The organism is Flexibacter flexilis DSM 6793 (genome assembly GCF_900112255.1).
Classification (GTDB): domain Bacteria; phylum Bacteroidota; class Bacteroidia; order Cytophagales; family Flexibacteraceae; genus Flexibacter; species Flexibacter flexilis.
In genome coordinates, this window is record NZ_FOLE01000001.1 from 804,213 (window position 1) to 830,385 (window position 26,173).

The window sequence follows — 26,173 nt, forward strand, 5'->3', positions numbered from 1 at the left end:
AATTGAATTTGTTTTTGTCAAAAATTATTAAAATATAATTTATTGAAATTTTCGAGAAAAAATAATTTATTACCAAAAAAACAAAAAATACAGAATTTAATATTTAAAAAATTGATTTAATTAAAATAAAATTTTTTTAAAAATATTTTTTAGTCCAAAGATAACACTTATAAATTGGATATAAATTTAGACCAAATCTTGAAAAAGTTAAAATAAGTTTACTTGTCCAGTCAAGCAAGCCCATTTGCTGTAACAAATTAGCGTATTTTTGTACTAAATCAGGATTGTGCATAAATGCCGACTGCCGCAAATGATACCTTACGAACACGGCCAAAGCCTGCTTTTCTTCTTGATTAATACACAGATTATCAGCTTTTTGACAAATAATAAGCGTAGAAGAAAGCATTTTATTTTGACGTTGTGTGTAGAATTGTTGGGATAAAGAGCCACGCACAACGCGGTACTTGGTTTGTACTGAATCCTGAAACAGCAAGTCCCAATTCCTCGCCAATCGCATCATCACATCAAAATCTTCGTAGGCCAGTGTCTCGTCGTAGCCGCCAAGCGCACGCAACGGCTGCGCACGGAACATCAGCGTAGGCGAACAAATGAAATGCCCCAGAAATAAACGCCGAAAAATATTGCCCGAAGCCACCGTTTCCAGTAGTTTTCCGTTGGCGTCGCGCCGAAAATGCGTGTGTAGCGGTTGGCCAGTTTCCGAAATCAGCAGCGCATCGGCAAAAGCCGCCGCCGCCTGCGGATTAGCCTCCAACAAACTGACTTGTTCGGCCAAGCGTTGCGGCAAAAGCACATCGTCCGCCGCAAAATCAATCACATATTGGCCTTTGGCCTGCGCCAAACCGCGATTAAAAGCTGCACAATTGCCGACATTTTGCTCCAAAGCCAAAAAAGAAATGGCTTGCGGCTGTGGCGTGTGCTGTGTTATCCAGTCTTGGATGACGGTTACACTGTTGTCGGGGCTTTGGTCGTCGATGATAATCAATTCCCAGTGTGGGTAGGTTTGCGCCAACACTGAATCCAAGGCCTCCGCCACAAAACGCGCATGTTTATAACACAAACAAATAACACTAACCAAAGGCAATGAGTTGGGCATAAAATATCAGAAAATGCAAATTATTAATTCATTATCAATCCTTTACAAGAAGAAATAATAATGATAAAAGGCATAAGTTAATAAAAAAGCCGCGTTTAATTGAGTTTAAACGCGGCTTTTTGTCAAAGAAAGAAATTACAAATTGTACAGCCAATGCGCCACGCCAAAATACACGGCCAGTCCCAACAAATCGTTGGCGGTGGTGATGAATGGCCCAGAGGCTAAAGCGGGATTTATTTCAAATCGGTTGAGAATAATCGGCGTAATCGTCCCCATCAGCGAGGCCAAAATTACCACCGAAAACAAGGCGATACTTACCACCAAAGCCAGTTGCAAGGCACTGCCCGTCAAGATATTAAACAAAAAAACCAAAGTAGAAATAACCGCGGCGTTTATCAGAGCCACCAACAATACTTTAACGATTCGGTTATAAAACGAGTTGCCCAAAAATGAAGCATTAGTAAGGCTTTGTACCACGACCGTCGAAGACTGAATACCCACGTTGCCGCCTGTGGCCGTAATGAGCGGAATAAAAAACGCCATCGCGGGAATGAGTTTAATATCTGCTTCAAAAAAGCCCGCAAAACGTGCGCCCAGCAGTCCGCCGCCCATACCTATCAGCAACCACGGCAAACGCGCTTTGGCAGAAGTGAGTACGCCGTCGTCTTCTTCTTCGGGTTGCGAGAGACCCGACATCATTTGTTGGTCTAACTCGGCTTGCTCCGTGATTACGTCCACCACGTCGTCAATCGTAATACGGCCTAATAGTTTGCCCTGAATATTCACCACAGGGATTGTTTCCAAATCGTATTTTTGCATCATTTCGGCCACTTCCTCGCTGTCGCGGTAAGATTCCACCGCAATAATATCGTCTTCGTAAATGTCGGCAATGCGCGTGTAGGCACGTGCCAAAATGATTTTTTTGAGCGAAACGCGCCCCAACAATTTGTCTTCGTCATCTACCACATACACCGAAAATATTTTTTCTACGTCTTCGGCCTGTCGGCGAATTTCCTCAATACACTGCACCACCGTCCAATTAATATTGGCTTTGATAAGCTCTTTGGCCATCAGGCCGCCCGCGCAATCTTCGTCGTAATGCAGCAGTTCGATGATGTGATTAGCCGTTTCGGCATCATTTATCAGCGCGATTACTTCTTCCCGAAACTTAACGGGTTGTTGGTTGAGCAAATCGGCGGCATCGTCCGAATCCACATACGGAATCAGCTCGGCCAGCTCGGCAGAAGTAAAGGCTTTCAAGAATTTGCGTTGGGTGTCGCCGTCCAGACTACTGATGATTTCGGCACTTACTTCGCGCGGGAGTAAGTCTATCACATATTTGGACTGAGCCGTGTCCAGTTCGTACAGCACCGACGAAATATCGGCGGGGTGTTCCCCGTCCATGCTTTCGCGAATAAACGCTTCATCACGTTTTTCGATGGCCGTCTCTAACCTTTCGAGATATTCTTTGGAAAGTTCGAGTTGCATTGTTTTGCAATGTTTATGAGGTTGAACGAACGGTAAACTTTTGGCCAAAAGAAACAGGCCTGCATCAACTCGGCGTTTTGGATGCGTTACAAAGGTATAAATTTTGGGGTGGCTATTGCGCAAAAAATGTGTTTTTATGCAAAAAAAAGCCCTTTGGTTAGGGCATAGCCCATGATTTAGAACAGGAACAAAAAAGGCTTCGGGGTGTCCGAAGCCTTGGGGAGCGACCTGAAGGGGAACGCCCAAATGAGTTTATTTAAGAGGTGTTTTGAATGTAGCACCTTGTAAAACACGTTTAGCGTCTTCCACCTTCTCAGGAAAAAGGTTGCGGCCTTGCGTTACCCTCAGCACCATACGGAGTAGTGCTTTTTCTGGAATGCTTACCATTGGTTGGGTTGGTTCTTTTCCTTTTTGCATGACACAAATTTAGTGTTTTATTTTTTTTAATAAGACGGTATCGTAAACATTGTGTGGTAGATATTGCTCAAATTCCGTTTGGGCATTTGGAGTAGAAATGCCGCCCCAAAACTCATATTCGAGGCATAATTGATTGTAATTTTTGTTGATATAATTACAGTAAATAGTAATTCTTCTGTGGCTTTTCTTACACAATTCATCACAATTTTTGGTGCAGGTAGCTCGGCATTTATCTATAAAAAGTGTCTTGCTATCGCTACCACGTACAATGAGCAGGTCATTAGGGTTGATTTGAAAGAATAAGGGGATGGTGTTTAGTACAGTATTAAACACTTTGTAAGCATCGCCATTATTGGTACTTTCGTCATCAATAACACTATCATTGTCAATGTTATAATCTCCAAATCCAAGATTAAAAACACGTTTCCCCTCAATATCATGCGTATAAAAATACTCCACTATTTTGATTATGTCTCTCAACCCCTTACTAATAAACACAAACTGTAACGGTTGTAGTTCATCGGATTCAATTAAAGGGTAGGTATTCTCTTTGCTCATGGTTGGTAGTAAACTAACACAAAAATACGGAAATACAGGAAGTAAGGCAACCAATAAAAAGGCTTCGGGGTGTCCGAAGCCTTGGGGGATAATTAACGGTTTGGGATTTTCATTCGGGTGGGGTTTCGGAGCACAAAACAGTCCATTATGATAAAATTTAACAGTTCCAATACTTTTAAATACGGCACTTACAGCTCGCCTTTTGCTAATAGGATCTTGTATATTCGTTTTTTTTAAATGCTTCAACAAACTCCTTTCCTGAAATTCCTGCGTGTCTGACAATTAGAATTTGATATACTTCACTAGATGTTTTTAGTCGTTTCGTTACTTCTCTTTTAAAGAAAAATGATAAACTTGCGGTCAATCCCTCTTTAGCAAATTCGGCATCAAGTTCTGCAGCTAATTGGTCAAGGCTATTTTGTTCAAATGTTATTTCAAAGTATACAATGCCTACTGCCAATAATATTCTCTGATTATTTTCTTCTATCCATTTTCTACACTCTTGGTATCCATCTCCTTTTTTTAATTTTTCTCGAGCTTCTTTTGAAAGTTGCCATTCTGAATATTTTCCAACAACAGTTAATTCTTTACCACTTACTTTTTGATAGGCAGCTTGAATTTTTGCTTTCATTCTTTCAATTTTAGCCATATCTGTTGTTTGTTTCATTAATTCCTTTACGTTTGCCTCAACGGCAGCAGTTATATTTATTTCAAGTTTTTCTGTCCGAGTATAGTCAATTGAACGACCATCGGGAAATCTAACATTTTCTATGTCCAAAGTTGTAAATGGATTATTACTTAATTCGGAGCAAGTACTAAAGTCTTTGGATGACAACATCTTTCTTGCTGGCAAAGTCTGCCCTAACACTTGTGTTGCAACATATTCTACGGTTGTGGCTTTTGTTACGGCAGGTGAGAATGGGCTTTTAGTGTAATGAAGAAGTTTACCAACACTTCCAGGATCACAAACATTCTTACCACAAATTTGATTAGCGTTAAGTTGTGCATCAGGCAACTTATATGTTAGTTGAGCAAACGCAGAGGTTGCGATTATTGTCGCAAAGGCAAGGGTTAAAATTTTTTTGTCCATATTTCTTTTGATGTGAGATTTGTCTGAAACTACATACAACACCTAATATAAACGAACCATATTTCGTTTATATTTTCTTCCGCAAAATCCTAAACCGAAATCACATTTCAAAATATTTTTATATTTAATTTTTAAATAATCATACAAAAGTGCAAAAATACCCCCACCCAAAATTTTTGGCTTTCGCGGGCAATTTTCGGTTTAGATAGCGCAATACAGATACAAGACGTTTCTCGAAGGGAAAAAGGGTGACAAGCCCAGCAAAAAAAGTTTTCCGTACCTTGTAATCATTTGACAATCAAATTACTTTTAGTTTAGTCCATTGCGTGCGCATGGTTGCCCGATTTAATCCTGATACAATGTTGGGCTGGGGGTTAGTAAAATACGATTCTGACTTTATCTTTGCCGCGTATTTTATTTTTTCTCCAAACTCAGCATAATGAACGTATTTCTTACGGGTGCAAGCGGACTTATCGGCAGCCACATCGCGCGGCAATTGCTCCAAAAAGGCCATCAGGTGAAGGCATTACGCCGCCATAACACTTCTTTTAAGTTGCTGGCCGACATTGCCGACCAAATACAATGGGTAGAAGGCGATGTGTTGGACGTGTTGCCGCTTACCGAGCATTTGCAAGGCGCAGACGTGGTGGTTCATTCGGCGGCTATGGTCTCGTTTGTCCCCGCCGACGTGGAGCAAATGAACAAAGTAAACATTGACGGTACGGCCAATTTGGTGAATATTTGTTTGGATACGCCTTCCGTGAAAAAGTTGGTGTATATCAGTTCGATAGCGGCGTTGGGGCGCAACAAAAACTCGCTCATTATCAACGAAGAAACCAAGTGGGAAAACTCCGACGACAATACCAATTACGCGCGTTCCAAATATTACGCCGAGTTGGAAGTTTGGCGCGGCAGCGAAGAAGGTTTGCCTGTGGCCATTGTGAATCCGTCGATTGTACTCGGTGCTGGCGACTGGAGCAGTGGTAGCACGGCTTTATTCAAATACGTGTACGACGAAAAACCATTTTATCCACGCGGCAACATCAATTACGTGGACGTGCGCGACGTGTCCGAATGCGTTTGCCGTTTGGTGGAAAACAACATTGTAAATGAGCGTTTTGTACTCAATGCGGGCAATGTGCCGTACAAAGATTTTTTGGGGCAAATCGCGGCGCAATGGCAAAAACGTGTGCCGCGCTACGAGGTTACGCCACTGTTGGCGGCTCTGGCATGGCGTGCTGAATGGGTAAAAGCATTGTTTACGGGCAAAAAACCTTTGATTACCAAAGAAACGGCGCGTACTTCAAGCAAAAATTATCAATACGATAGCCAAAAAGCCCAACAATTATTGGGCATACAGTTTAGGCCGTTGGCGCAAACGGTAACAGAAGTTTGTCAAGAATTGAAAAAGTTAAACAACTAATAATCAATTTTTTATCAATAAATTTTAAACAAACGGAAAACGTACCGATTGCTCCGCGATTTGTTTGGCTTGCTTGCCGCCTACACAAAAAATCAGGTCGAGCACCGACAAGTTGGGCGCAAAAGGTTGGGTTGGATTAAAAACTTGTCCGTAACTCACAGGCGTGTAATAGCGGCTCGCTTGGCGCGGGTGAATGTGGTTGCGCAAATCGGCTGGGCTGCTGCCAATCGGCTCAAAATCAGTGGTTTCTTGCAAATCAACTTTGGCACTGAGGCAGCGCAACGACCATTGTAACATGGCTTTGTTCAGTTCCCAAAGTGTGGCGTGCTGGGCATAAAAAATCGGCTGAAGCGAGTCGGCGTAAAACTCAAAAAAAGGCGATTTGCCATAAGCCGAAGCTACCGTGCGCCAATGCGTATTGGGCCAAGCCAAGCTGTAATCGATCCGAATATCTTTGCTGGTGGGTTTGCCAGTGTTGTGTACGGGAACGGTCAGCGACTCCAACTTGTTGGCTGTCAGGATTTGGCAACGGTTACGGTATGTTTGCTTGACATAGTGTTCGTGGGCTTCGAGCAAAACAGGTTGGTTTGCTTTGAGCAGTACGCCAATGTATTCGATGCTTGGCAAATAGTGCAGTTCGATGCGTAAGGCCATCAGGATTTTATATAAATGTATTTTATTCTTGCAAAACTAAAAACAAAAAGAGATGAATCGTTCTAAAAAAATATTTGTAGCAGTAGCGATATTGTTTATTTTGGCCAGTATTGCCATTACCGTAGATATTTTCTCACGTACTACGCGGCCAGGTGCAAAAAAACATTTGCCTACGTCTATCAAAAATTAATTATTGCGTTTGATTAAATGCAGTTTCGTATGATTGCGCCAAATTGACAATAATAAAAGGCAAAACCATATTGAAATAACTTATATCAAAATACGATTCTACGATACAAGGATAAATCCCATTTTTGAATACACTCATTACAAAAGAAATGAGAATGGGTAGTAGCAAGAAATAAGTACTTGCTATTTGTAATTGTGTAGTATTTTTAATGTAAAAAGAGTAGATAAATGGCAGTAATACAAATGCGATATTAAGCGCGGTTGGCATTTGTCTATTTTGTAGTTCAAAAGGATTATATTTTTGTAAATAGTCGAGGTTCGGAACGTGCATAAAGCACAAATACAACAATACGAATAACGTAATTATTCCCGAAAAAATAAAAATACTTTTTTGCTTGATAGATTGCCCAAAAAACCACGCACATAGCAACAAAGACAACGGAATAATGCTTGTCAGTCGTGTGAGAACCAATGCACTTGACGCAACAGCAATCGGAATTATTTTGGTTTCTTTATTGGCAAAAATATACTTCTGGGCAACAAAAATAAAGGCTAATAGGATAATGAAATTGGACATTAAATCGCTTTTAGCATAAATTTCCCACCAATAGGCAGGCGAACTTATCAATAGCAACAAAGCCAATAACCGTTGCGGATAATTATTGAAAAAATAAAAAATCAGGCAAGCCATTAGCCCAAAACCAAAGGTTTGCAAATAGCCGACATCGCCTAACAAATAAAACGGAATACCTATAAAAAGTAGTGTTGGTAAATTAGAAGTTCTGCCGCCCAAATGGTCTATGGCCGAGTACGGATATTGTCCATTTAATAAAGCTTCAACGCCAACGCTCATGGCCGAACATCTATCTACATTTAGCGAATTTGCATCTACTAATTTATTGATTAATACCGTACTTGTTAATACAAGTACGGTTAATCCAAAAAATAATATTCTACTATAATTTTCTTTGATTTTTTGTTTGGTAAAAAAGAAAATAGTCAACAAAACGCCAATCGAATAGGCCACACCAAGAATATATTCGCTTAAATAATGTTGTCGAGAGCCATATTTTACAATAAAAAAACTATTGATAATAGTGAAAATAAAAAGTAAAATATAGCGATTAAGTTGCATTGGTATATATTAGAATTGTAACCTAGTAAAATTTACTACCACAAATAAGCTAAACATAATAGTTGCCAGCACTATAAATTCCAGCAAAATAATTCGTTTTTGGCGGTCTTTTACCAAGCTTATTTCGGTATAACTAGCATAACTATTAATGATTGGCGTAAGCATCAGTCCTATAGACAAATAAATGCCAAAATTAGCACGGCCAGCAGCGATAAATTCTACCAAAAAAAACAGAACTGACCCTAGAAGCCAAGGAAGAATTACAGCAAAAAAAACAAATCTAAATTTATTATCTTTTTTGATGAGTTCTCGGGAATTGGCAGAAAGTAAGAAAGGGCGACCTGCTTTATAACCAATGATAAGCATTGAAATGATACAGACAATTGCAATAAATACTTGTACGATTGGCGCAATTCGTTGAGCTTGTAATCCCTCCCAAACACCAGTATTGGTGGCGATATCTGCAACTGTATTTCCTAATGCAAAATTGGCAGAATTCAGGTACATCCATAACCAAAAAGCTTTGATCATGCCAGCCTTACGTTTATTAAATCTATAAATTCTATAAAAAATAAAGCTAGATGCCGCCAATATCAATGGCGGAATTAGACGCACAGAAACGACCACCTGTTTTAACCATTCCAACTCAGACACTTTAAATTTTATCCCCTCACCAGACCAAGTGGTCGGAATATGAAATGTCAAAGCAATCAACACCGTACTTGCATGATAAATGAAGTAAGCAATAGCAAAACTGGTAATAAAAAAAGCTGTATAGTTGATAAAGACTGAAAATAACTTTTGATTGTAGGAAATGCTTGAGCGTTGTGGGGAAGAAAGTTTTTGTTCTGATGGAATCATCCTAATCAACAATTAAAATATAGGCTTATATTATTTGATTAATAAGTGAATTAAAAAAATAGCGGCTTAGCGTTTCTGTGATCATAATCAACATTCAATAACTGAGCATAGCAATATCTCTTCGCTCTTAATTTATTGACAATTGATAGAACATCGAAAACAAATAAATACCTACTTAATTCGATTTGCGCCAAAAAAGTAAACACTTTTTTTAAAAAAAATAGCCCGTTTATTCGGGCTATTTCAATATTCGCTTAATGTACAACTTCTTCTGTACGTTCTTCTATTTCGTGATGATGTTGCTCTGGTAACGGAGCATCAGGGTCATATTCGCCTTCCCAGCGTGCCACTACCACCGTAGCCAAACAATTACCAATGACATTTACGGAGGTTCTGGCCATATCCATAAGTGCGTCGATACCTAAAATAATGGCGATAGGCCACGCGGGCAAATTGAAAGAAGCCACCGTCCCCGACAAAATAACCAAAGACGCACGCGGCACGCCAGCTACACCTTTACTAGTAAGCATCAGCGTAAAAACCATGAGTAATTGTTGTTCCCAACTCATTTCAACGCCTGCCGCCTGCGCCACAAAGACAGAAGCCAATGCCAAATACAAGGTAGTTCCATCTAGATTAAAACTGTAACCCGTAGGCATGACGAAGGCTACAATTTTGCGCGGCACGCCCATGTTTTCGAGTGCTTTCATGGCCTTCGGCAAAGCAGCTTCCGAACTGGTAGTTGCAAATGCCAACGAAACAGGTTCGGCAATCGCCGCCACAAAACGTTTTACAGGAACTTTGAATGCCAATGCGATAGGCAGTAATACAAGCAATAAGAAAAAGAACAATGCGCCGTATAGCGTAGCCAACAGTTTTAGCAAATTGACCAAAACTCCCAAGCCCATTTTGCTCAGTGTGTAGGCAATAGCCGCACCAACCGCCAAAGGAGCCATGTACATTACCACATTTGTAAACTTAAACATTACCTCCGAAAGACTTTCTAAGGCCGAAAGCATCGTGCGTTTGTATTTGTTTTCGACCATCGAAAGGGCGATACCAAAAATTACGCTAAACACTACGATTTGCAATACTTCGCCGTCAGCAATAGATTTGGCAATGTTTTGAGGGAAAATATGTAGCACAATTTGTTGCCAACTTTGGTGAGATACCGCTCCCAAACTTTCTTCAGACTGAACCATAGAACTATCTATGCCCACACCTGCTTTGCTTAGGTTGATGGCTGCCAGCCCCACAAACAATGCCAACGTAGTTACCACCTCAAAATAAACCAAGGCTTTTACGCCCATACGACCAACTTGCTTAGTGTCCGAGTGCCCAGCGATGCCCACCACCAACGTTCCGATAAGCAGCGGGGCAATAATTGTCTTGATGAGTTTGATAAAAATATCACTCACAATTTTAAGGTTTGCGGCTTGGTCGGGGAAATCATGCCCGAATTGTGCGCCAACAAACATACTCACCACGATCCATGTTGTAAGTGATTTTTTTTGCGTTCCGTACCAAAATAATGTAGCAATTGCAACCCAACGCATTATGGCGGCTACCATTTCAGGTACAATGCTTGTTACTGTCATGGCAATAGCAAGCATCGAAGTAATGGCCAGCGAAATGATTGGTAGTGAAAAAGAAGATAATTTTTTTTGCATAAATAACTGTTATTCAGACCTAAAATCTCTGGTGTGTCTTGGTGTACTTTCCCAAAAAGAATCAGAAAATACGACAAAGTTACGAGTATAAATAAAATTTAGAAAACTTTAGCCAAACCCCCTAAAAAAATAAAGCTCCTGCTATGTAAGCAAGAGCCTTATTATTAGTGCAATTAACCTCTAAAATATGATGATTTTCTTAACTATCGGTCAATATTAAAATGTGATGTTTTCCACATAACTATCTGTGGCATTGCTTAGCTCAATGCTGTACTGACCAGCAGGAACTTGTGCAAAATTATATTTTTTGAATACGACGTGTTTATTACGATAAGTTTTGCTGCTCAACAATTGATGATGTTCGGCATCAAATACCTTCACGGTTACGGGACTATCGGAGTTGTTTTGGAAAGCAAGTCTTACCATTTTGGGTTCGGACTGCGGAACGATGCTCACTTGTAGTGAACTTACTTTGGCTTTTTGGGTGTCGTTGCCACCAGCCAACACAACAGACGAAGAAGCGGCCAAAGCCATAACCGTCACGGCAACGATGCGGAATTTTTGAACAAACGTTTTCATTTTTTTTGAGCGAATGATGATGATGATTTAATTGACAATCAGGGAAATATTTGTCCCGTTTTGTTGATACAAAGGTGGGGCACACGCCCCGACTTACGAACAACTCTTACACCAAACGCCCAAATACCACACCAACGGCGCAATTTAGTGTTGAATGAAATTTTGTATCTTTTTGTTTAAATTTTAAAATATTCCAACCTTAACTTCTTGTAAAACAAGCATTACGCCCACGTTAAAACTCCCGTTTTTTCCTACCTTTGCACCAATGAATACAGCAAACAATATTGTCCCAACGGATAAAATAATTATTGGCATAGACCCCGGCACGACGGTAATGGGCTACGGCGTAATTGCCATCGAAGGCAAGCAAATGCGCCTGCTCCAGTACGGTGTAATCCATTTGAGCAAATACAGCACACACGCCCTGAAGCTCAAAAAAATTTATGAACGTACAGTGCAACTGCTCGACGAGTTTATCCCTGACGAAATGGCCATCGAAGCCCAATTTTTTGGTAAAAACGTACAGTCCATGCTCAAACTCGGACGTGCGCAAGGCGTGGCCATTGCCGCCGCCATGTCGCGCGAAGTGCCTGTGGTGGAGTATGCTCCCAAGAAAATAAAACAGTCCGTAACTGGCAACGGCAACGCCTCCAAAGAGCAAGTAGCCGCCATGTTGCGTTCGATGCTCAATTTTGATAACGCCGACCAACTTCTCGATGCCACCGACGCGCTGGGTGTGGCCGTATGCCATCATTTCCAAAACCCCGCCGCCGCCAAAGCCAAACCCAAAGATTGGTCGGCTTTCGTCAGTGCCAACAAAGACCGCGTAAAAAAATAACCTATGCACAAAGCCCATTGGCGCAAAACAGCTCTTGCGCACCGCCGCGACCTTACGCCCCAACACGTGCAGGCGCAAAGCCAAGCCCTTGCCGAGCATCTTATCCAATATTTTACAGCAAATCCCGTTAGTTCTCTGCACATTTTTTTACCGATTCGCAAGCACAACGAAATAGACACGTTTTTGATTTGGGAACAATTGCGGCAGCGATTTCCTGCGATGCGCTTTGCCGCTTCCGTATCTGATTTTCAGACGTTTGCTATGCGTAATTATTGGCTGGAAAACAATACTAATTTGGTAGAAAATGCGTGGGGAATCCCCGAACCCGTTGGCGCGACACTCGCACACGATGCCGATTTTGAGGCAGTGCTTGTGCCGCTGTTGGCTTTCGATGAAAAAGGTTTTCGGGTGGGCTACGGCAAAGGATTTTATGATAGATTTTTGGCCAAATGCCGCCCCGACGTGCGCAAAATAGGGTTAAGCCTAACGCCTCCCGTGCCTGCCATTGCTGATGCTGCCGAGCATGACATAAAGCTGGATTTGTGCGTTTGCCCCGACCAAATTTATTATTTTCAGGACTAATTTATTTGGGTAAATAACTGAAAAACAATTGTTTAATTTAACATAAAACTACAAACGAACTTCTTGTTTGGCTTATTGGTGGCTAAAATGTAGTTTTGCCTTCTGTAAATATTTGAGAACATGGAATTAAGAGCAGAGCATCTCTTTAAAACATACAAAAAACGTAAAGTTGTAAACGACGTGTCCGTAGTGGTAAAACAAGGCGAAATCGTGGGGCTGTTGGGGCCAAACGGCGCAGGCAAAACCACGTCTTTCTATATGATGGTGGGGCTTGTAAAACCCAATAACGGCAAGATTTTCCTTGACGACCTCGAAATTACGTCGCGCCCCATGTACAAACGTGCGCAATTGGGCTTGGGCTATTTGGCGCAAGAAGCCTCCGTTTTTCGTTCGCTTTCGGTGGAAGAAAATATTATGGCCGTCTTGGAAATGACCAATAAAACGTCTGCCGAGCGTAAAGAGAAAATGGAAGCGTTGCTCGAAGAATTTAGCCTTACGCACGTGCGCAAAAACTTGGGTATGGTGCTTTCAGGTGGCGAACGCCGCCGCACCGAGATTGCTCGTGCGCTGGCCGTTGACCCCAAATTTGTGTTGCTTGATGAACCTTTCGCGGGCGTTGACCCCATCGCCGTAGAAGAAATTCAGAGCATTGTGGCCAAGCTCAAAAACAAAAACATTGGGATTTTGATTACCGACCACAACGTAAACGAAACACTTTCTATCACAGACCGCGCCTATTTGTTGTTTGAAGGTAAAATCCTCAAGCAAGGCACAGCCGAGGAGCTGGCCGCCGACGAACAAGTACGCCGCGTTTATTTGGGCAAACATTTTGAACTAAAAAGAAAAATCTAAACTTTTAGATTCGTCTGTTTGCAGTTTTTGAGTTGCATTTAAGAAGCTATTTTTCAACCCCCCAAAACGATTCGCGCATGGGCGTGTTTTGTTTCTTGTGATGCCTTACCTATGTCAATTGTCAGTTCCGTAATTACTTGGGTTTTAAAAAGACGCTATGACCAGATTCAGGCTTTTTGCGCAAACCCACACGATACGCAACAAACTATTTTTCAGTCGATTATCGAGCAAGCAAGCACCACAGAGTGGGGGCGAAAATACGGCTATGCCGACATCAAATCGGTTCGCGCTTTCAAAGAACGCGTACCCGTTTCGACTTACGAAGATATTTATCCCTACATCGAACGCATGATGTTGGGCGAACAAAATATCCTTTGGCCTACGCCGATTCATTGGTTTTCCAAATCTTCGGGCACGACCAACGCCCGCAGCAAATTCATTCCCGTTTCGCAAGAATCGTTGGAGCAATGCCACTACAAAGGCGGCAAAGACCTGATTTGTTTGTACTTGCAAAACCGCGAAGGAACGCGCGTGCTGCATGGCAAAAACTTGGCTATTGGTGGCACTTACCAGCATTTTGACCAAAATCCTGATGTCCGTTTCGGAGACGTATCGGCCATTATCATGAAAAATCTTCCTTCGTGGGCGCAATGGATGCGCACGCCACGCATCGAAGTGGCTTTGATGGACAAATGGGAAGAAAAAATTGAAAAAATAGCAGAAGAGACGCTCAGCGTGGACGTAACCAGTCTGTCGGGTGTGCCTACGTGGATGGTGGTGCTTTTGCAACGCGTCATGGAAATAAAAGGCGCGAAAACATTGCACGAGGTTTGGCCAAACTTAGAAGTATTTTTGCATGGGGCGGTGTCTTTCACGCCGTATCGGGAGCTTTTTAAGCAAATGATTCCTGACCCAAAAATGAGTTATTTGGAAACTTACAACGCTTCGGAAGGTTTCTTTGGGATTCAGGACGATTTGAGCCTGACCGACGAAATGTTGCTGATGCTCGACTATGGCATTTACTATGAGTTTGCGCCAATGGATGAAGTGGGCAAGTTATTCCCCAAAACCTTAGGACTGGACGAAGTAGAATTAAATAAAAATTATGCCCTCATTATCAGTACAAACGGTGGTTTGTGGCGATACATGATTGGCGATACCATCAAATTTACAAACCTCAAACCGTTTCGTGTAAAAGTTTCGGGTCGTACCAAACATTTTATCAATGCGTTTGGGGAAGAACTCATCGTGGAAAATGCCGAAATAGGTATTGCGCAGGCTTGCCAAGCAACACACGCGGTCATTAGCAATTTTACGGCTGCGCCTGTGTTCATGCAAACCAACGGCAAAGGCGGCCACGAATGGATTATTGAGTTTGAAAAGCAACCCGACGATTTGGCGGGGTTTACGCAGATTTTAGACCAAAAACTCCGCGAAATCAATTCGGATTATGATGCCAAACGCTACCAAGATATTGCGCTACAAGCTCCACTCATACACGTTGCGCCGAAAGGCACGTTTTACGAATGGCTCAAGCGCAGAGGCAAACTCGGCGGACAACACAAAGTGCCGCGCCTGTCCAACTCGCGCGAGTACGTGGAAGAAATCAAAACTATGTTCGAGGAAGTGTAGTTTGGGTAAAAGTATTCAAATTAAATTTCAGTTTAGAAAATAACATATTTGTAGTTCTACAAAAAACGCCTTTCGGTAAGTTGGTTTTACTGAAAGGCGTTTTTTCTTTTATAGGAAAATTATTGTTTGAATCGCGTCAATATTTCGTAGATACGATATACGTCCTCGAAGCGGTTGTATAATGGCACAGGCGAAAGACGAATTACGTTAGGTTCGCGCCAGTCGCCGATTACGCCATTACTCACCAAATAATCAAATACTTGACGGCCATTTTCTACTATCATCGAAAGTTGGCAACCGCGTTGTGCGGGGTCTTCTGGTGTAATAATTTCAATTTTGATATGCTCAATTTGCCCCAACAAAAAGGCTAAATATCCCGTCAGCAAACGACTTTTGGCGGTGAGTCGGCTCATGCCCGCTTCCTCAAAAATCGCCAAAGAGGCCTTATACGGAGCCATGTGCAATACTGGCGCGTTGCTGAGCTGCCAACCTGCTGCGCCGTACATGGGCTTAAAGCCTTTTTTCATCTGAAAACGTTCTTTTTCGCTGTGTCCCCACCAACCCGCAAAGCGTGGCAAATCGGTGTTTTCGGCGTGTCGCTCATGTACAAATACGCCACTCACGCCACCCGGCCCTGCGTTCATGTATTTGTACGAACACCAAACCGCAAAGTCCACGTCCCAATCGTGCAAGGCAAGTGTTACGTTGCCTGCCGCGTGCGCCAAATCAAAGCCAGCGACCGCACCAACTTCATGCGCTTTGGCCGTAATCTTTTGCATATTAAATACTTGTCCTGTGTAATAATTGATGCCGCCCATCATCACTAAGGCCAGCGAGTCGGCATTTTCGGCAATCGTTTGCAAAATATCTTCCGTGCGAAGTGTGTGTTCGCCTGCGCGTGGTTTGAGTTCCACAATGGCCGCGTCAGGGTCGAAGCCATGAAAACGAACTTGCGATTCTAAGGCGTACTGGTCGGACGGAAATGCGCCCGCTTCCGTAATGATTTTGTAGCGCGTGGCCGTCGGGCGATAAAACGACACCAACATCAAATGCAGGTTCACGGTTAGCACGTTCATCGCGACTACTTCGTCGGGTTTTGCGCCTACCACTTTCGCCAAAGGCTCAGCAAACGCTTTATGATACGTGAACCAAGGCGTTTCGCCTCTAAAATGTCCTTCAACACCCATTTGAGCCCATTGTTCCAGCTCGTGCGCTACGGCGGCGGCGGCTGATTTGGGTTGCAGCCCCAGCGAATTGCCGCACATATAAATAGCAGGCTCTCCGTTGTCGGCTTGCGGAATGTGGAAACGCTCGCGGAAATGTTTTAACTCGTCTTGCTCGTCAAGTGCTTGTGCGTAAGATAATTGTGTTTCGAATTGGTGTACCATTTTATTTGAAAATTGTTAAGAATTAATGCAGAGAAAAGGAATATTTATAAAATTACTCGTTCGTAAAACAAAATTATCCGTGTGAATAGCAAAATTATTCGTTCATAAAACAAAATTACCCGTGTGAACAGCAAAATTATTCGTTCATAAAGCAAAATTACCCGTGCGTACAACAAAATTATTCGTTTGTAAAACAAAATTACCCGTGCGTACAGCAAAACTATTCGTTCATAAAGCAAAATTGCCCGTGTGAACAGCAAAATTATTCGTTCATAAAGCAAAATTACCCGTGCGTACAGCAAAACTATTCGTTCGTAAAACAAAATTACCCGTGCGTACAGCAAAATAATCTGTTAGGTTGTAAATATTTTTCGGTTCATAAACTTATAAATTTCCATGTTCACGGCGGCGGCATATTCGTATTGCACGTAATGGCCTGCTTCGTCCCAGAGTTTTAGCTTACAATTCGGAATGGCGGCAGCGGTGTTTCGGGCGATTTCTTCGGTGGTCATCGTGCCGTGTATGAGTTTGTTGGGAATGAGTTTGTCTTCTTTTCCAAAAATCAACAAAACAGGGATTTTGATTTGGGGCAATTGCTCAATAACCGACTGGTTGAGCATTCCCGCGATACATTGCGAGAGCAAAACGGCCAGTTCCGCGATGCCGCGACTCTCGTGCAAACGTGCCAGACGTTCTAAGGCCTGATGTTCGTGTTCGTTTAATTTTCCGAAATGGCTTTTCAGGTTCAGCATGGTTTGACCAAACCACGAAGCCCCCACAATGCCCACCGAGGAGTAGCGTTGCAACAATATTTTTTCGGTTTCCGTGAACGGCTCACAACCCGCAGGCGCGACGAGCACGACTTCCGAAAAAAGTTCGGGCTTTTGGATGGCCGCCAGCAGTGCCACTTGTCCGCCCATCGAGTGGCCGACGAGTGTGCAGCGGTTTATTTTCAATTCTTCCAAAAACAAAAAAAGCGTATCGGCAAAAAACTGGGGGCTGTATGTCGCGCCAATGGCGGCGTTGGCCGACTCGCCGTGCCCTGGCAGGTCTAAGGCCACACAACGAAAATATTTACTGAACGTATGAATATTTCGTTCCCAAATTTCTTTGTAGCTGGTAAGGCCGTGCACCCAAACCATGACGTTTCCGTCTCCAGAATCCGTGTAGGCGATTTGCTGGCCATTCGATAATTTGACTTGTTTTTTCATAAAGTATTGCGTCGGGAGCAAATAGTCGCATTTGCTTGGCCATCTTCGCGGCACGAATATAAGGCATATTCCACCGACTATCACAAAAAGGCGCGGGGGCTTTTCTTTTTGTGCAATCTTGTAGAAGAACCGAAAAATTATACCAAATTTGCCCATCTAACGTTTTGGCGTTGTTTCTACCTTTTCTTTCGTACTATGAACCTCAAAAAAAGTCTATTTTTTACCTTCATCTCCTTTTGTTATGCGCTGGGAGCTGTTGCCCAAACTCAAGATAACAAGTATCAATTCTCTATTGACCTGACCACTTACCAAGAACAAGCCGACCGCCTCGCCGTTGAGTTGATTTGTCCCGTACTCAGCACGCCCGAAGCGGTGTATCGTGTTCCCAAAATCGTACCTGGCACGTACAAAAAATACGATTTTGGCCGATTCGTCAAAGATTTTCAGGCTTTTGATAAGCAAAATAAAGCCCTGACGGTTACGCGCCTTGATTCTAATTCTTGGAAAATAAGCCCCGCCAATAAGCTCTACAAAATCACGTACAAAGTAGATGACACGTTCGACGCGCCACTACAACAAAATTATGTGTTTCAGCCCGCAGGCTCAGACTTTGAGAAAGACGTTTTTTTGCTCAATACGCACGCCTTTTTGGGTTATTTTGATGGACTAAAAAAAGCCATTTACCGCCTGCATGTGCGCAAACCCAAAGCATTTTATGGGGCTACGGCTTTAGAACCCATCAGCCACAACGATTTTGCCGACCTTTACGAAAGCAATTCGTACATGAACATCACCGACGCGCCACTGCTTTACTGCCGCCCCGATACGGCTTCGTTGGCTTTGCACGGGTCTAAAATTTTGGTTTCGGTGTATTCGCAAAATACAGACCAACCTTATGCCCCTGTGATTCTCAAAGAATTAGAAACAGTTTTGCTTTCTATCGAAAAGTTTTTGGGCGGCGAATTGCCTGTGCGTAAATATGCGTTTTTGGTGTATTTGAGTGCCTCGCTGCCTGTAAACGGCATGCAAGGCGCGTTAGAACACTCGCAAAGTTCGCTGTATTATTTGGTAGATGGCGGCAATCCGAAGGCTTTGGCGCGTGAGATTCGGGATGTGGGCGCACATGAGTTTTTCCATATCGTTACACCGCTTACGCTGCATTCGGAAGAAATCGCGGATTTTGATTACAACACGCCCAAAATGTCGAAACATTTGTGGTTGTACGAAGGCGTAACCGAGTACAATTCGCTGTACGTGCAACTGGTCAGCCGCCTGATTAGCCAAAAAGATTTTTTCAATACCATGAAACTGAAAATGAGTATGTCCGAACAGCTTTTTGAAGACTCACTTTCTTTTACCCAACTAAGCAAAAATGTGTTGGACGAATACGCCGACCAATACAGCAACGTATATGAAAAAGGCGCGTTGATGGCGTGGTGTTTGGATTTGCAAATCCGCCATTACACACAAGGCCAAATGGGTTTGCAGCGTGTAATCAGCGAATTGGCCAAAAAATATGGTGCAAGCAAACCTTTCCGCGACGATGACCTTATTCCCGAAATCGTGGCACTGACGCACCCGTCTGTTGGCGATTTTTTCCGTAAATATGTGGAAGGTGGAAGCCCTTTGCCGTTTACCGAATCGTTGGCGTTTGCGGGTTATGATTTCCAGAAAGATGTAAAGAAAAAAGAGCCATCTTTGGGCAAAATTAGTCTTGAGTACAAAGGCAATCGGGAAGTTGTGGTGTCGTATATCGGCAACATGAACGATTTTGGTCGCAGCATGGGTTGGCAAGTGGGCGATGTGTTGGTAGAGCTGCAAGGCAAACCCGTAAACACCGACAACATTGAAACGCTTTTGACCGAGTACCGCAACAACACCAAAGACGGGCAGGCAGTCAAAGTAAAAGTGGCTCGCGTGGACAACAAAGGCCAAAAGAAAACCGTCGCGCTCAAGGCCAAAGCACAGTTGCAAGAAAGCACCGAACGTTATCGCATTACGCCTATGCTCAAACCCACACCCGCCCAACTCAAAGTGCGTGAGGCTTGGTTCAAAGGGCTTTAGCATCAAGCATTTAGCCCAATTTTATTTTTTGTAGAAATGATACTACTAATTCTTGTAGCGGCTTTTTTGCCGCTTCTGAACATACTGACGGCTTATGTTTTTCGTCCTTCGGACAAATGGCTTTCGCGCCTTTCGGCGGCAGTCGTGAGTCTTTCGGCGGTGCTGATGCTCTACGCTGGCGGTAGCGCGTGGCTTGGTGGGCAACATTGGTTTGTACAAACTACGTGGTTTAGTATGGGGCAAAGTTTGGTGTTTCGCGTTGGCCTCAACGCCGACACGATGGCCTTAATGATGCTTTCGATTATTTTGTTTGTCTCGGCACTGGTGCATTGGTTTTCGGGTCAATACATGAAAGGCGACGGAGCTTTGCCGCGTTATTTCTCGGCTTTGGCTTTGTTTACGTGCGCCATGAATGGCCTTGTACTTTCCGACAACCTCATTACGCTGTTTATGTGCTGGGAGTTGGTGGGCTTTGCTTCGTATTTGCTCATTGGCTTTTGGTACACCAAAGACAGCGCGTCTAATGCCGCCAAAAAGGCTTTTTTGGTCAATAGAATAGGCGATGCGGGCTTGCTGACGGGCATTTTTGCGTGTTGGGCAAACTTCGGAACAGTTTCTTTAACCGAAATCAATCAAATTTTACAAACCAATACGCAAGTGGTTTCGACGGCTTTGCTGTTGGTGGCGGGTTTGGGTTTTTTGTTGGCTTGCGCGGGCAAATCTGCACAATTTCCGCTACAAATCTGGCTGCCCGATGCGATGGAAGGCCCTACGCCAGTTTCGGCACTCATACACGCGGCCACGATGGTAACGGCAGGAATTTATTTGTTGGTGCGCACTTACGCGATATTGCCGCCCTTGGTGCTGCATTTGGCTGTACTGATGGGCTGTATCACGATGCTTATTGCGGCACTGACGGCCACGCGCCAAACGGATATTAAGCGCGTTTTGGCTTTCTCGACTATTTCGCAACTGGGTTATATGGTGGTGGCCATTGGCGTAGGCGCACCGCAAGCGGCTATGTTTCACTTGCTTACGCACGCGTTTTTTAAAGCGGGTTTGTTTTTGTGTGCTGGTTCGGTGATTCATGCGCTGCACGATTTGGCGCATCGCGCCGAGCAATGGGGACAAGAACACGCGCATTTTGATGCCCAAGATATGCGCCTGATGGGTGGTTTGCGCAAGGCTTTGCCGTTTACGTTTGTGGCCTACACGACGGCGGCGGCGGCTTTGGCTGGCTTGCCGTTTTTGTCGGGTTTTTTATCCAAAGAAACGATTTTGTTGGCTACGGTTTCGTGGGCGCAACATAGCGGTTTTTGGCTGGCTTGGCTTGTGCCTGCGGTGTTGTTGTTTACGGCTTCGCTGACTACTTTCTATATGATGCGCCAATGGTATTTGGTGTTTTGGGGCGAATTTCAGTTGGAAAAACACTGGCATTCGGCGGGGCTTTTGCAAAAAGTAAAAGAAGTGCCGTTGCCGATGCGCGTGCCGACTTTGATGCTGGCGGCTTTAAGTACGTTTATCGTATTTTCGGTCAATCCGCTGGACGGTTCGGGTAGTTGGTTTTGGCAAGGCCACAGCCCCGCGCACGTACACGGACATGGTTTTGTGCTGGCGGCTTCGCTGCTGGCGGCGGTGGTTGGTTTCTGTGTGGCTTGCACGCATTACGGCCTACATGTGGCCATGCCTTTAGCCGAAAAAGTAAACCAATTACTTGAAAACCAGTTTTATATCAATCAATTTTATCGAAAAATAATTATTGCGCCAGTGCATCGTCTGGCCAATTTTACGACCCAAAAAAGCCTGCAACGCTTCTTTGAACTGACGGTTATCAAACCGCTGTTGTATTGCACGGAGCAATTGGCGTACATAGACAAACACAAACGTTATTTTATCGGAACGCTTTTTATAAATCCTATACTCAAACTTTCGGCGGCGGTGGCGCATTTCGACGAGACGCGCGTAAGTGGTTCGGTAAATATTTTTTCTAAAATAGTGGTGGTTTTCGCGCACGTGATTGGGTTTATTGACCGCTTTTTGGTGGATGGCACAATTCATTTGCTCGTTTGGCTTGGCCGCACGCTGGGCGGTGTGGTTCGTTCGCCCCAAAACGGCAACGTACAACAATACGTTTGGTATGCTTTGGGGTTGTTTGTGCTGTGGTTGAGCTTTTGGATAATGTAGCAGATGCGCGAGTTTTTTAGAAGTTTGGGCGTGCTTACCGAGCAAGATATTACGGCTTTGGAACAAGTGAGTAGCCGCCAAACATTGCCCAAAGGCGCGTTTTTTGTTCGAGAAGGCCAAGTTTGTGAGCAAATTGCTTTTGTGGAAAAAGGAATTTTGCGGTCGTTTTATACCACCGCCGACGGCGAAGAAATGACTTATTGTCTGTTGTTTGATAACATTCTGATTACGGCACTTTCTTCGCTGATTAGTGGCCGTCCCACGCCCGAAAACATACAGGCTCTTGCCCAAACCGAACTGATTATTTTTGCTAAAAAAGATTTTGAAACACTTATTAACCAAAATGTTAATTGGTTGATGGCCAACAAAATATTGCTCGAACAGCAATACATGGAACTCGAACAGCGTGTTTTTTCTTTGCAAAAAGACAAAGCCGCCGAACGATACCAAAAGCTATTGACGCAGCAGCCGCATTACATTCAGCAAATCCCCGTACAATATTTGGCATCATTTCTGGGAATTACGCGCCGCCATTTGAGCCGCTTGCGCCGCGAACTGATGCCTTAGCTTTTTTGAGGACTTTTGTCCTTTGCGTGTGCAAAACTTTCTTCTACATTTGCGCCAGTTAAAAATCTATTTATCAGTCGCTTATCTATTGTTTGGGTATGAAGAAAATACTTGTTATCAACGGCCATCCTTACGCTGAAAGTTTCAATTTTGCATTGGCCGAAAGCTACCGCAAAGGCGCGGAAGCGGCAGGCGCACACGTGCAAATGCTCAATCTCAACGAACTGGATTTTAATCCGAATTTGGCAGGAGGCTATAGCCTTCGCACCGAATTAGAACCCGATTTGCTGAAGGCTTGGGAGCTAATCCAGTGGGCGGAACATTTGGTTTGGGTGCATCCTGTTTGGTGGGGTGGGCTGCCTGCTTTGCTCAAAGGTTTTATTGACCGTTTGTTTTTGCCCAATATGGCGTTTCGGTATCGCGAAAACTCGCCGCTGCCCGAAGGCTTGCTCAAAGGCAAAACGGCGCGTATCCTGGCCACACTCGACCAACCCAGTTGGTATTATTGGCTCGTGTATGGCAGGCCAAGTGTAAACCAGTTGCGGAAAGCAACCTTAGAGTTTTGTGGTGTAAAACCCGTGCGCGTGAGTTATTTTGGCATTGTCCGCAAATCCGCCGACACGCAACGCGCCAAATGGCTCAAAGAAGCCAACGCGTTGGGGCTGAAACTTAAATGACACCTTTTAAAAAGTACCAGTCAAAAGCAACAATCGCTCCGAGACGGAGGCCTACGCGTTGAGGATTTGCACCTCTTTCCGACCTGCAAAGGCCGAAACCCTACCTCCTAAGCTGCGATGAATCTCGTTACTACGGCATTTCGGTTGGTACTTTTTCCATCAAATAACAGAGTGGGCAACAAGTGTCGGGAGTATAAAGATTCGACCCAAACGAAGTAACTCCCAACGACGGCACCAACCCTCCGTATCAGCGCGGCGCAAACCGCTATTTTTTTATTGAAAAAAGAAAAATAGGCAAAAGGCGAAAAAAGAACGTTTAGGTATTTTAGCCAATTAAACTATACAAACCGAAGTTTGCGCAAGACTCGAACTTGCAACTCCCGCGTGGAAGGCGAAGTAACTCTTTTCTACGGCACTATTTTTCTTTGGGGTTAAGAGCAGGCTACAGCCAGAAAGAGCCATGATATTTCACAAACCGAAGTTTGCGGCAAGATTCGAACTTGCAGAGGCTCATGTACCAGCCATTCGAAGTATCTCTTTCTTACGACACTACTCCTAATGTCTTTAATATCAATTATTTATTTAAAATAAAAACAGGCAAAAGGCAAAAAGAGTATGGCGTTTTGGCTAATTAAACTACACAAACCGAAGTTTGCGGCAAGATTTGCACTTGCAACTCCCGATTAACAGTCGAAGTAACTCTCTTTTACGGCACTGTTTTCTTGGTGGTAAAAAGCAGGTAACAAGCGAAAAGAGTAATGTTCTACCAATTAAACTACACAGACTTGCGCCTGCGGCAAGGCTCGAACTTGCACCAAACGATTTTTCCAGTCGAAGTAACTCTTTTCTACGACACTGCTTTTATGTCGTTACGCGCCTTTCTTTAGTTTTCGTCTTCCAAAGAAATTTGCTTTATCTTGTCCAAAGCACTTTGGCCTTGTTCGATGGCGTTGAGTATCTCAAATATTTTGTCCGACCAACCCGCCAACAAATACACATCGTCGCGGAGGCTGTCCACTGGCGTGTTACCGTGTCCCGCCAAGTCGAACAAATACAATTTGGCTTTTGGTGCAATACGTTTGTATTGTTTCCATTCTTCTTGCAAAGTAGAACCGTCTTGCGTCGAGTTCCACAATTGGCAATCCGTGAAAATCATCACTTTATCCATGATGGCATTTCTTGCACGCAAATCTTTTATCACCAAATGTCCGTTGGTTGAGTAACCTACTTCGCCTTCGCGGCGGTAGAACTCTTGCACGTTGTGCAAAATGCGTTTGCTTTCCATTGGCACGATTTTCCACGTATCGCCGAAAATACCCGTTTCGATATTTTGACAACGGTTACGCAAAAGCATCGCCAACATCAGGCCAATGTCGTAGAGCATCACGCTACTTTTTTGGGAAATAGGCGTTTGCATCGACCCCGACACGTCGGCGGCCACCAACACACGCGTATTTGCATCAAAACCCTGAATATTGGCTGCCGTATGGCGCACGGCCATTTCTAAGGCTTCTATTAGTCTTTGGGTGGCCTCGCGGTTTGTTTTTTCGTTGGCCAAAAGTTCGCGATATGCCGACAAATAACGAAAAGGCAATTGTTTGGCTGCTGCCACCGCCGCAGGCTCGGCCAACGTGTTGGCTACTCGCCCGATAGCTTCTGCCGAAATATTGGCTTCCAGCATGTTGCGCAAGTTGCGAAGCATGGCCATATAACCCAATTTCCCACTGAAAATCAACTCTTCCCACTTGGCGCACACGGCGCGGCGGCGTTCTTGGTCGTTAGCGAAAGTTTGTTGCCCTAAGGCCGAAAGTTCTGTTTCCCATGTGTATGGCGTGGCCAGCGTTTGGGCGGCTATTTTGTTGAAAATCTCTTGTTGCGCTTCGTTTTTTGCCTTTGGGTGAACCAAAAACAAGGCATCACGCAACTTGATTTCCGCCCCTTGACGGTCATATTTGGCAAATTGGTATTCGTCGAAGCGGTTGAAAGCCTTGGCCAAACCTTTTTGTATTTGTTTGGAAAGTTTGTTGAGTTTTTTCACGCCTTTGCGTTGGTTGGCAAACTGGTAGTAAGCCAACAGTTCCGTAATTTCGTCGGCACGCAAAATCACTTGGCCAATGGCACGGCTCAAATAAAAGTCGCCACTCAACAAAGGGGCAGCCTCCACCAGCAACACCAAAGGCACGCTGCGCAAGTGCATTTTTTGGCGTGTATAAATGGCCAATTGCAGCACAAATTCAGGCTTATTTTGGCCAATGAGTTGGCGGATACGCTCCAAACGTTCGCTTCCTTTTTCGTAGAAGTTGTCGCTCAAAGATGCCGTAACGACCGCCGTGTAAAGTTCCAACGCTGGCGAGAGTGCGTAAGCGGTTGCGCCTTCGTGGTTTGTTACTTTTTTTGCCCCTTTTTTTAACCAATTGAATAGCATGACTAATTTTATTTAAGTTGTAATGGTTGTTGTTCCGTGTTGGTGATACAAAGGTGAAAACGCACTACGCAACCTAATTGCGTAGTAAAATTATTTTCAAAAATATTTTTTAGCCAAAAACACAATCAATTGATTTTTAGTTATTTGTAAAATAAAAACTCCGCTAAAATCTTAAAGAATCTTAGCGGAATAAGGGAATAACAGAGTCAAAATCGGTAAAGGAAGTGGCGCAGAATTGTAAAAACTTCGCCCAATTTGAGTTAGTAGGAGATTAAAGCCCCTTGAAGATGTCACGCCTACGGCGTTTTTCTCATACCTAAAACTCATTACTACCAAGATACCAAGCCTAAAGGCTTTAATCTATTTTGAAATAAATCCGTTAGGATTGAAATCTTTGTAGCTCAAAGCAACATAACACACCACAAACGCCGTAGGCATGGCATCTTGATTTTATTTAGCATTCATTACTACCAAGATACCAAGCCTAAAGGCTTTAATCTATTTTGAAATAAATCCGTTAGGATTGAAACCTTTGTAGCTCAAAGCAACATAACACACCACAAACGCCATAGGCG

The 26,173-nt window shown here is 43.7% G+C and carries 24 protein-coding genes and 1 tRNA gene; 11 read left to right on the forward strand and 14 right to left on the reverse strand.

Features of this window, described 5'->3' with window-relative positions:
* Window positions 1–136 precede the first annotated feature (136 nt).
* The 5 genes from BM090_RS03490 to BM090_RS03505 form a co-directional block, all read right to left on the reverse strand.
* Window positions 137–1,114 (reverse strand): glycosyltransferase family 2 protein, encoded by a 978-nt coding sequence (locus BM090_RS03490; RefSeq protein WP_091507396.1) that lies wholly within the window; start codon window positions 1,112–1,114, stop codon window positions 137–139.
* 135 nt (window positions 1,115–1,249) lie between these two features.
* Window positions 1,250–2,602 (reverse strand): magnesium transporter, encoded by a 1,353-nt coding sequence (mgtE, locus tag BM090_RS03495; protein WP_091507843.1) that lies wholly within the window; start codon window positions 2,600–2,602, stop codon window positions 1,250–1,252.
* A 252-nt stretch (window positions 2,603–2,854) separates the two neighbouring features.
* Window positions 2,855–3,019: a hypothetical protein gene (locus BM090_RS18275; protein WP_177199822.1), complete on the reverse strand. Its 165-nt coding sequence runs from the start codon at window positions 3,017–3,019 to the stop codon at window positions 2,855–2,857.
* Window positions 3,020–3,028: 9 nt separating this feature from the next.
* On the reverse strand, window positions 3,029–3,826 hold the full coding sequence (locus BM090_RS03500) for a DUF6934 family protein (protein ID WP_221405330.1): 798 nt from the start codon (window positions 3,824–3,826) through the stop codon (window positions 3,029–3,031).
* Entirely contained in the window at window positions 3,783–4,667 is an 885-nt protein-coding gene (locus tag BM090_RS03505; protein ID WP_091507403.1) for a hypothetical protein, read from the reverse strand. The genes BM090_RS03500 and BM090_RS03505 overlap by 44 nt, the downstream gene beginning before the upstream one ends.
* A 439-nt stretch (window positions 4,668–5,106) precedes the next feature.
* Here BM090_RS03505 and BM090_RS03510 point away from each other — a divergent pair, with 439 nt between their 5' ends.
* Window positions 5,107–6,090 (forward strand): SDR family NAD(P)-dependent oxidoreductase, encoded by a 984-nt coding sequence (locus BM090_RS03510; protein ID WP_091507406.1) that lies wholly within the window; start codon window positions 5,107–5,109, stop codon window positions 6,088–6,090.
* Window positions 6,091–6,114: 24 nt separating this feature from the next.
* Here the strand turns inward: BM090_RS03510 and BM090_RS03515 are convergent, their stop codons facing one another.
* Entirely contained in the window at window positions 6,115–6,744 is a 630-nt protein-coding gene (locus BM090_RS03515) for a WbqC family protein (protein WP_091507410.1), read from the reverse strand.
* Between the two features lie 52 nt (window positions 6,745–6,796).
* Here BM090_RS03515 and BM090_RS18280 point away from each other — a divergent pair, with 52 nt between their 5' ends.
* Window positions 6,797–6,934, forward strand: a complete 138-nt coding sequence (locus BM090_RS18280) for a hypothetical protein (RefSeq protein WP_177199823.1) — start codon at window positions 6,797–6,799, stop codon at window positions 6,932–6,934.
* On the opposite strand, the gene BM090_RS03520 is transcribed toward BM090_RS18280, so the two are convergent.
* The 4 genes from BM090_RS03520 to BM090_RS03535 form a co-directional block, all read right to left on the reverse strand.
* Window positions 6,935–8,068 carry a hypothetical protein gene (locus BM090_RS03520; RefSeq protein ID WP_091507414.1) on the reverse strand — a complete coding sequence of 378 codons (1,134 nt, stop codon included), beginning with the start codon at window positions 8,066–8,068 and terminating at the stop codon, window positions 6,935–6,937.
* A gap of 9 nt (window positions 8,069–8,077) precedes the next feature.
* Window positions 8,078–8,929: a hypothetical protein gene (locus tag BM090_RS03525; protein ID WP_091507417.1), complete on the reverse strand. Its 852-nt coding sequence runs from the start codon at window positions 8,927–8,929 to the stop codon at window positions 8,078–8,080.
* 254 nt (window positions 8,930–9,183) lie between these two features.
* Window positions 9,184–10,599, reverse strand: coding sequence for a dicarboxylate/amino acid:cation symporter (locus tag BM090_RS03530; protein WP_091507421.1), 1,416 nt, complete (start codon window positions 10,597–10,599; stop codon window positions 9,184–9,186).
* Between the two features lie 216 nt (window positions 10,600–10,815).
* Window positions 10,816–11,178: a hypothetical protein gene (locus tag BM090_RS03535; RefSeq protein WP_091507423.1), complete on the reverse strand. Its 363-nt coding sequence runs from the start codon at window positions 11,176–11,178 to the stop codon at window positions 10,816–10,818.
* A 265-nt stretch (window positions 11,179–11,443) separates the two neighbouring features.
* Between BM090_RS03535 and ruvC the strand changes: the two genes are divergently transcribed.
* The 4 genes from ruvC (at window position 11,444) to BM090_RS03555 (ending at window position 15,082) form a co-directional block, all read left to right on the forward strand.
* Window positions 11,444–12,016 (forward strand): crossover junction endodeoxyribonuclease RuvC, encoded by a 573-nt coding sequence (gene ruvC, locus BM090_RS03540; protein WP_091507426.1) that lies wholly within the window; start codon window positions 11,444–11,446, stop codon window positions 12,014–12,016.
* Between the two features lie 3 nt (window positions 12,017–12,019).
* Window positions 12,020–12,598, forward strand: a complete 579-nt coding sequence (locus BM090_RS03545) for a 5-formyltetrahydrofolate cyclo-ligase (protein WP_091507429.1) — start codon at window positions 12,020–12,022, stop codon at window positions 12,596–12,598.
* A 120-nt stretch (window positions 12,599–12,718) separates the two neighbouring features.
* Window positions 12,719–13,450 carry an LPS export ABC transporter ATP-binding protein gene (lptB, locus tag BM090_RS03550; RefSeq protein ID WP_091507433.1) on the forward strand — a complete coding sequence of 244 codons (732 nt, stop codon included), beginning with the start codon at window positions 12,719–12,721 and terminating at the stop codon, window positions 13,448–13,450.
* Window positions 13,451–13,561: 111 nt separating this feature from the next.
* Complete coding sequence (locus BM090_RS03555; protein ID WP_091507436.1) at window positions 13,562–15,082, forward strand: GH3 auxin-responsive promoter family protein; 1,521 nt, start codon at window positions 13,562–13,564, stop codon at window positions 15,080–15,082.
* Window positions 15,083–15,201: 119 nt separating this feature from the next.
* Here BM090_RS03555 and kynU read toward each other — a convergent pair whose 3' ends face one another.
* Window positions 15,202–16,470 (reverse strand): kynureninase, encoded by a 1,269-nt coding sequence (gene kynU / locus BM090_RS03560; RefSeq protein ID WP_091507440.1) that lies wholly within the window; start codon window positions 16,468–16,470, stop codon window positions 15,202–15,204.
* Between the two features lie 353 nt (window positions 16,471–16,823).
* On the reverse strand, window positions 16,824–17,681 hold the full coding sequence (locus BM090_RS03565; protein ID WP_177199824.1) for an alpha/beta fold hydrolase: 858 nt from the start codon (window positions 17,679–17,681) through the stop codon (window positions 16,824–16,826).
* Window positions 17,682–17,876: 195 nt separating this feature from the next.
* Between BM090_RS03565 and BM090_RS03570 the strand changes: the two genes are divergently transcribed.
* From BM090_RS03570 to BM090_RS03585, 4 genes are all read left to right on the forward strand, one after another.
* Window positions 17,877–19,745 (forward strand): M61 family metallopeptidase, encoded by a 1,869-nt coding sequence (locus BM090_RS03570; protein WP_091507445.1) that lies wholly within the window; start codon window positions 17,877–17,879, stop codon window positions 19,743–19,745.
* Window positions 19,746–19,781: 36 nt separating this feature from the next.
* Window positions 19,782–21,929 carry an NADH-quinone oxidoreductase subunit 5 family protein gene (locus BM090_RS03575; protein WP_091507448.1) on the forward strand — a complete coding sequence of 716 codons (2,148 nt, stop codon included), beginning with the start codon at window positions 19,782–19,784 and terminating at the stop codon, window positions 21,927–21,929.
* 3 nt (window positions 21,930–21,932) lie between these two features.
* On the forward strand, window positions 21,933–22,496 hold the full coding sequence (locus BM090_RS03580) for a Crp/Fnr family transcriptional regulator (RefSeq protein ID WP_091507452.1): 564 nt from the start codon (window positions 21,933–21,935) through the stop codon (window positions 22,494–22,496).
* A 98-nt stretch (window positions 22,497–22,594) separates the two neighbouring features.
* Window positions 22,595–23,173, forward strand: coding sequence for an NAD(P)H-dependent oxidoreductase (locus BM090_RS03585; RefSeq protein ID WP_091507456.1), 579 nt, complete (start codon window positions 22,595–22,597; stop codon window positions 23,171–23,173).
* A 648-nt stretch (window positions 23,174–23,821) separates the two neighbouring features.
* On the opposite strand, the gene BM090_RS18285 is transcribed toward BM090_RS03585, so the two are convergent.
* Window positions 23,822–23,959, reverse strand: a tRNA-OTHER gene (locus BM090_RS18285).
* On the opposite strand from BM090_RS18285, the gene BM090_RS18825 reads away from it, so the two are divergent.
* Complete coding sequence (locus BM090_RS18825) at window positions 23,932–24,060, forward strand: hypothetical protein (protein ID WP_262487654.1); 129 nt, start codon at window positions 23,932–23,934, stop codon at window positions 24,058–24,060. The genes BM090_RS18285 and BM090_RS18825 overlap by 28 nt on opposite strands.
* Here BM090_RS18825 and BM090_RS03590 read toward each other — a convergent pair.
* The gene (locus BM090_RS03590; protein ID WP_091507460.1) at window positions 24,057–25,598 is read right to left on the reverse strand and encodes a TROVE domain-containing protein; all 1,542 of its coding nucleotides are present in this window, start codon (window positions 25,596–25,598) and stop codon (window positions 24,057–24,059) included. The genes BM090_RS18825 and BM090_RS03590 overlap by 4 nt on opposite strands.
* Between the last annotated feature and the right edge of the window lie 575 nt (window positions 25,599–26,173).

Bases quoted from the DNA above. Each gene is read 5' to 3' on its own strand.
- BM090_RS03565 (WP_177199824.1), bottom strand. From the start codon at position 17,681: ATGAAAAAACAAGTCAAATTATCGAATGGCCAGCAAATCGCCTACACG.
- BM090_RS03525 (WP_091507417.1), bottom strand. From the start codon at position 8,929: ATGATTCCATCAGAACAAAAACTTTCTTCCCCACAACGCTCAAGCATT.
- BM090_RS03575 (WP_091507448.1), top strand. From the start codon at position 19,782: ATGATACTACTAATTCTTGTAGCGGCTTTTTTGCCGCTTCTGAACATA.
- BM090_RS03580 (WP_091507452.1), top strand. From the start codon at position 21,933: ATGCGCGAGTTTTTTAGAAGTTTGGGCGTGCTTACCGAGCAAGATATT.
- BM090_RS18825 (WP_262487654.1), top strand. From the start codon at position 23,932: ATGTTCTACCAATTAAACTACACAGACTTGCGCCTGCGGCAAGGCTCG.
- mgtE (WP_091507843.1), bottom strand. From the start codon at position 2,602: ATGCAACTCGAACTTTCCAAAGAATATCTCGAAAGGTTAGAGACGGCC.
- BM090_RS03570 (WP_091507445.1), top strand. From the start codon at position 17,877: ATGAACCTCAAAAAAAGTCTATTTTTTACCTTCATCTCCTTTTGTTAT.
- BM090_RS03515 (WP_091507410.1), bottom strand. From the start codon at position 6,744: ATGGCCTTACGCATCGAACTGCACTATTTGCCAAGCATCGAATACATT.
- BM090_RS03545 (WP_091507429.1), top strand. From the start codon at position 12,020: ATGCACAAAGCCCATTGGCGCAAAACAGCTCTTGCGCACCGCCGCGAC.
- BM090_RS03535 (WP_091507423.1), bottom strand. From the start codon at position 11,178: ATGAAAACGTTTGTTCAAAAATTCCGCATCGTTGCCGTGACGGTTATG.
- BM090_RS03530 (WP_091507421.1), bottom strand. From the start codon at position 10,599: ATGCAAAAAAAATTATCTTCTTTTTCACTACCAATCATTTCGCTGGCC.
- lptB (WP_091507433.1), top strand. From the start codon at position 12,719: ATGGAATTAAGAGCAGAGCATCTCTTTAAAACATACAAAAAACGTAAA.
- BM090_RS03590 (WP_091507460.1), bottom strand. From the start codon at position 25,598: ATGCTATTCAATTGGTTAAAAAAAGGGGCAAAAAAAGTAACAAACCAC.
- BM090_RS18275 (WP_177199822.1), bottom strand. From the start codon at position 3,019: ATGCAAAAAGGAAAAGAACCAACCCAACCAATGGTAAGCATTCCAGAA.
- BM090_RS03490 (WP_091507396.1), bottom strand. From the start codon at position 1,114: ATGCCCAACTCATTGCCTTTGGTTAGTGTTATTTGTTTGTGTTATAAA.
- BM090_RS03505 (WP_091507403.1), bottom strand. From the start codon at position 4,667: ATGGACAAAAAAATTTTAACCCTTGCCTTTGCGACAATAATCGCAACC.
- BM090_RS03555 (WP_091507436.1), top strand. From the start codon at position 13,562: ATGTCAATTGTCAGTTCCGTAATTACTTGGGTTTTAAAAAGACGCTAT.
- BM090_RS03520 (WP_091507414.1), bottom strand. From the start codon at position 8,068: ATGCAACTTAATCGCTATATTTTACTTTTTATTTTCACTATTATCAAT.
- ruvC (WP_091507426.1), top strand. From the start codon at position 11,444: ATGAATACAGCAAACAATATTGTCCCAACGGATAAAATAATTATTGGC.
- BM090_RS18280 (WP_177199823.1), top strand. From the start codon at position 6,797: ATGAATCGTTCTAAAAAAATATTTGTAGCAGTAGCGATATTGTTTATT.
- BM090_RS03510 (WP_091507406.1), top strand. From the start codon at position 5,107: ATGAACGTATTTCTTACGGGTGCAAGCGGACTTATCGGCAGCCACATC.
- kynU (WP_091507440.1), bottom strand. From the start codon at position 16,470: ATGGTACACCAATTCGAAACACAATTATCTTACGCACAAGCACTTGAC.
- BM090_RS03585 (WP_091507456.1), top strand. From the start codon at position 22,595: ATGAAGAAAATACTTGTTATCAACGGCCATCCTTACGCTGAAAGTTTC.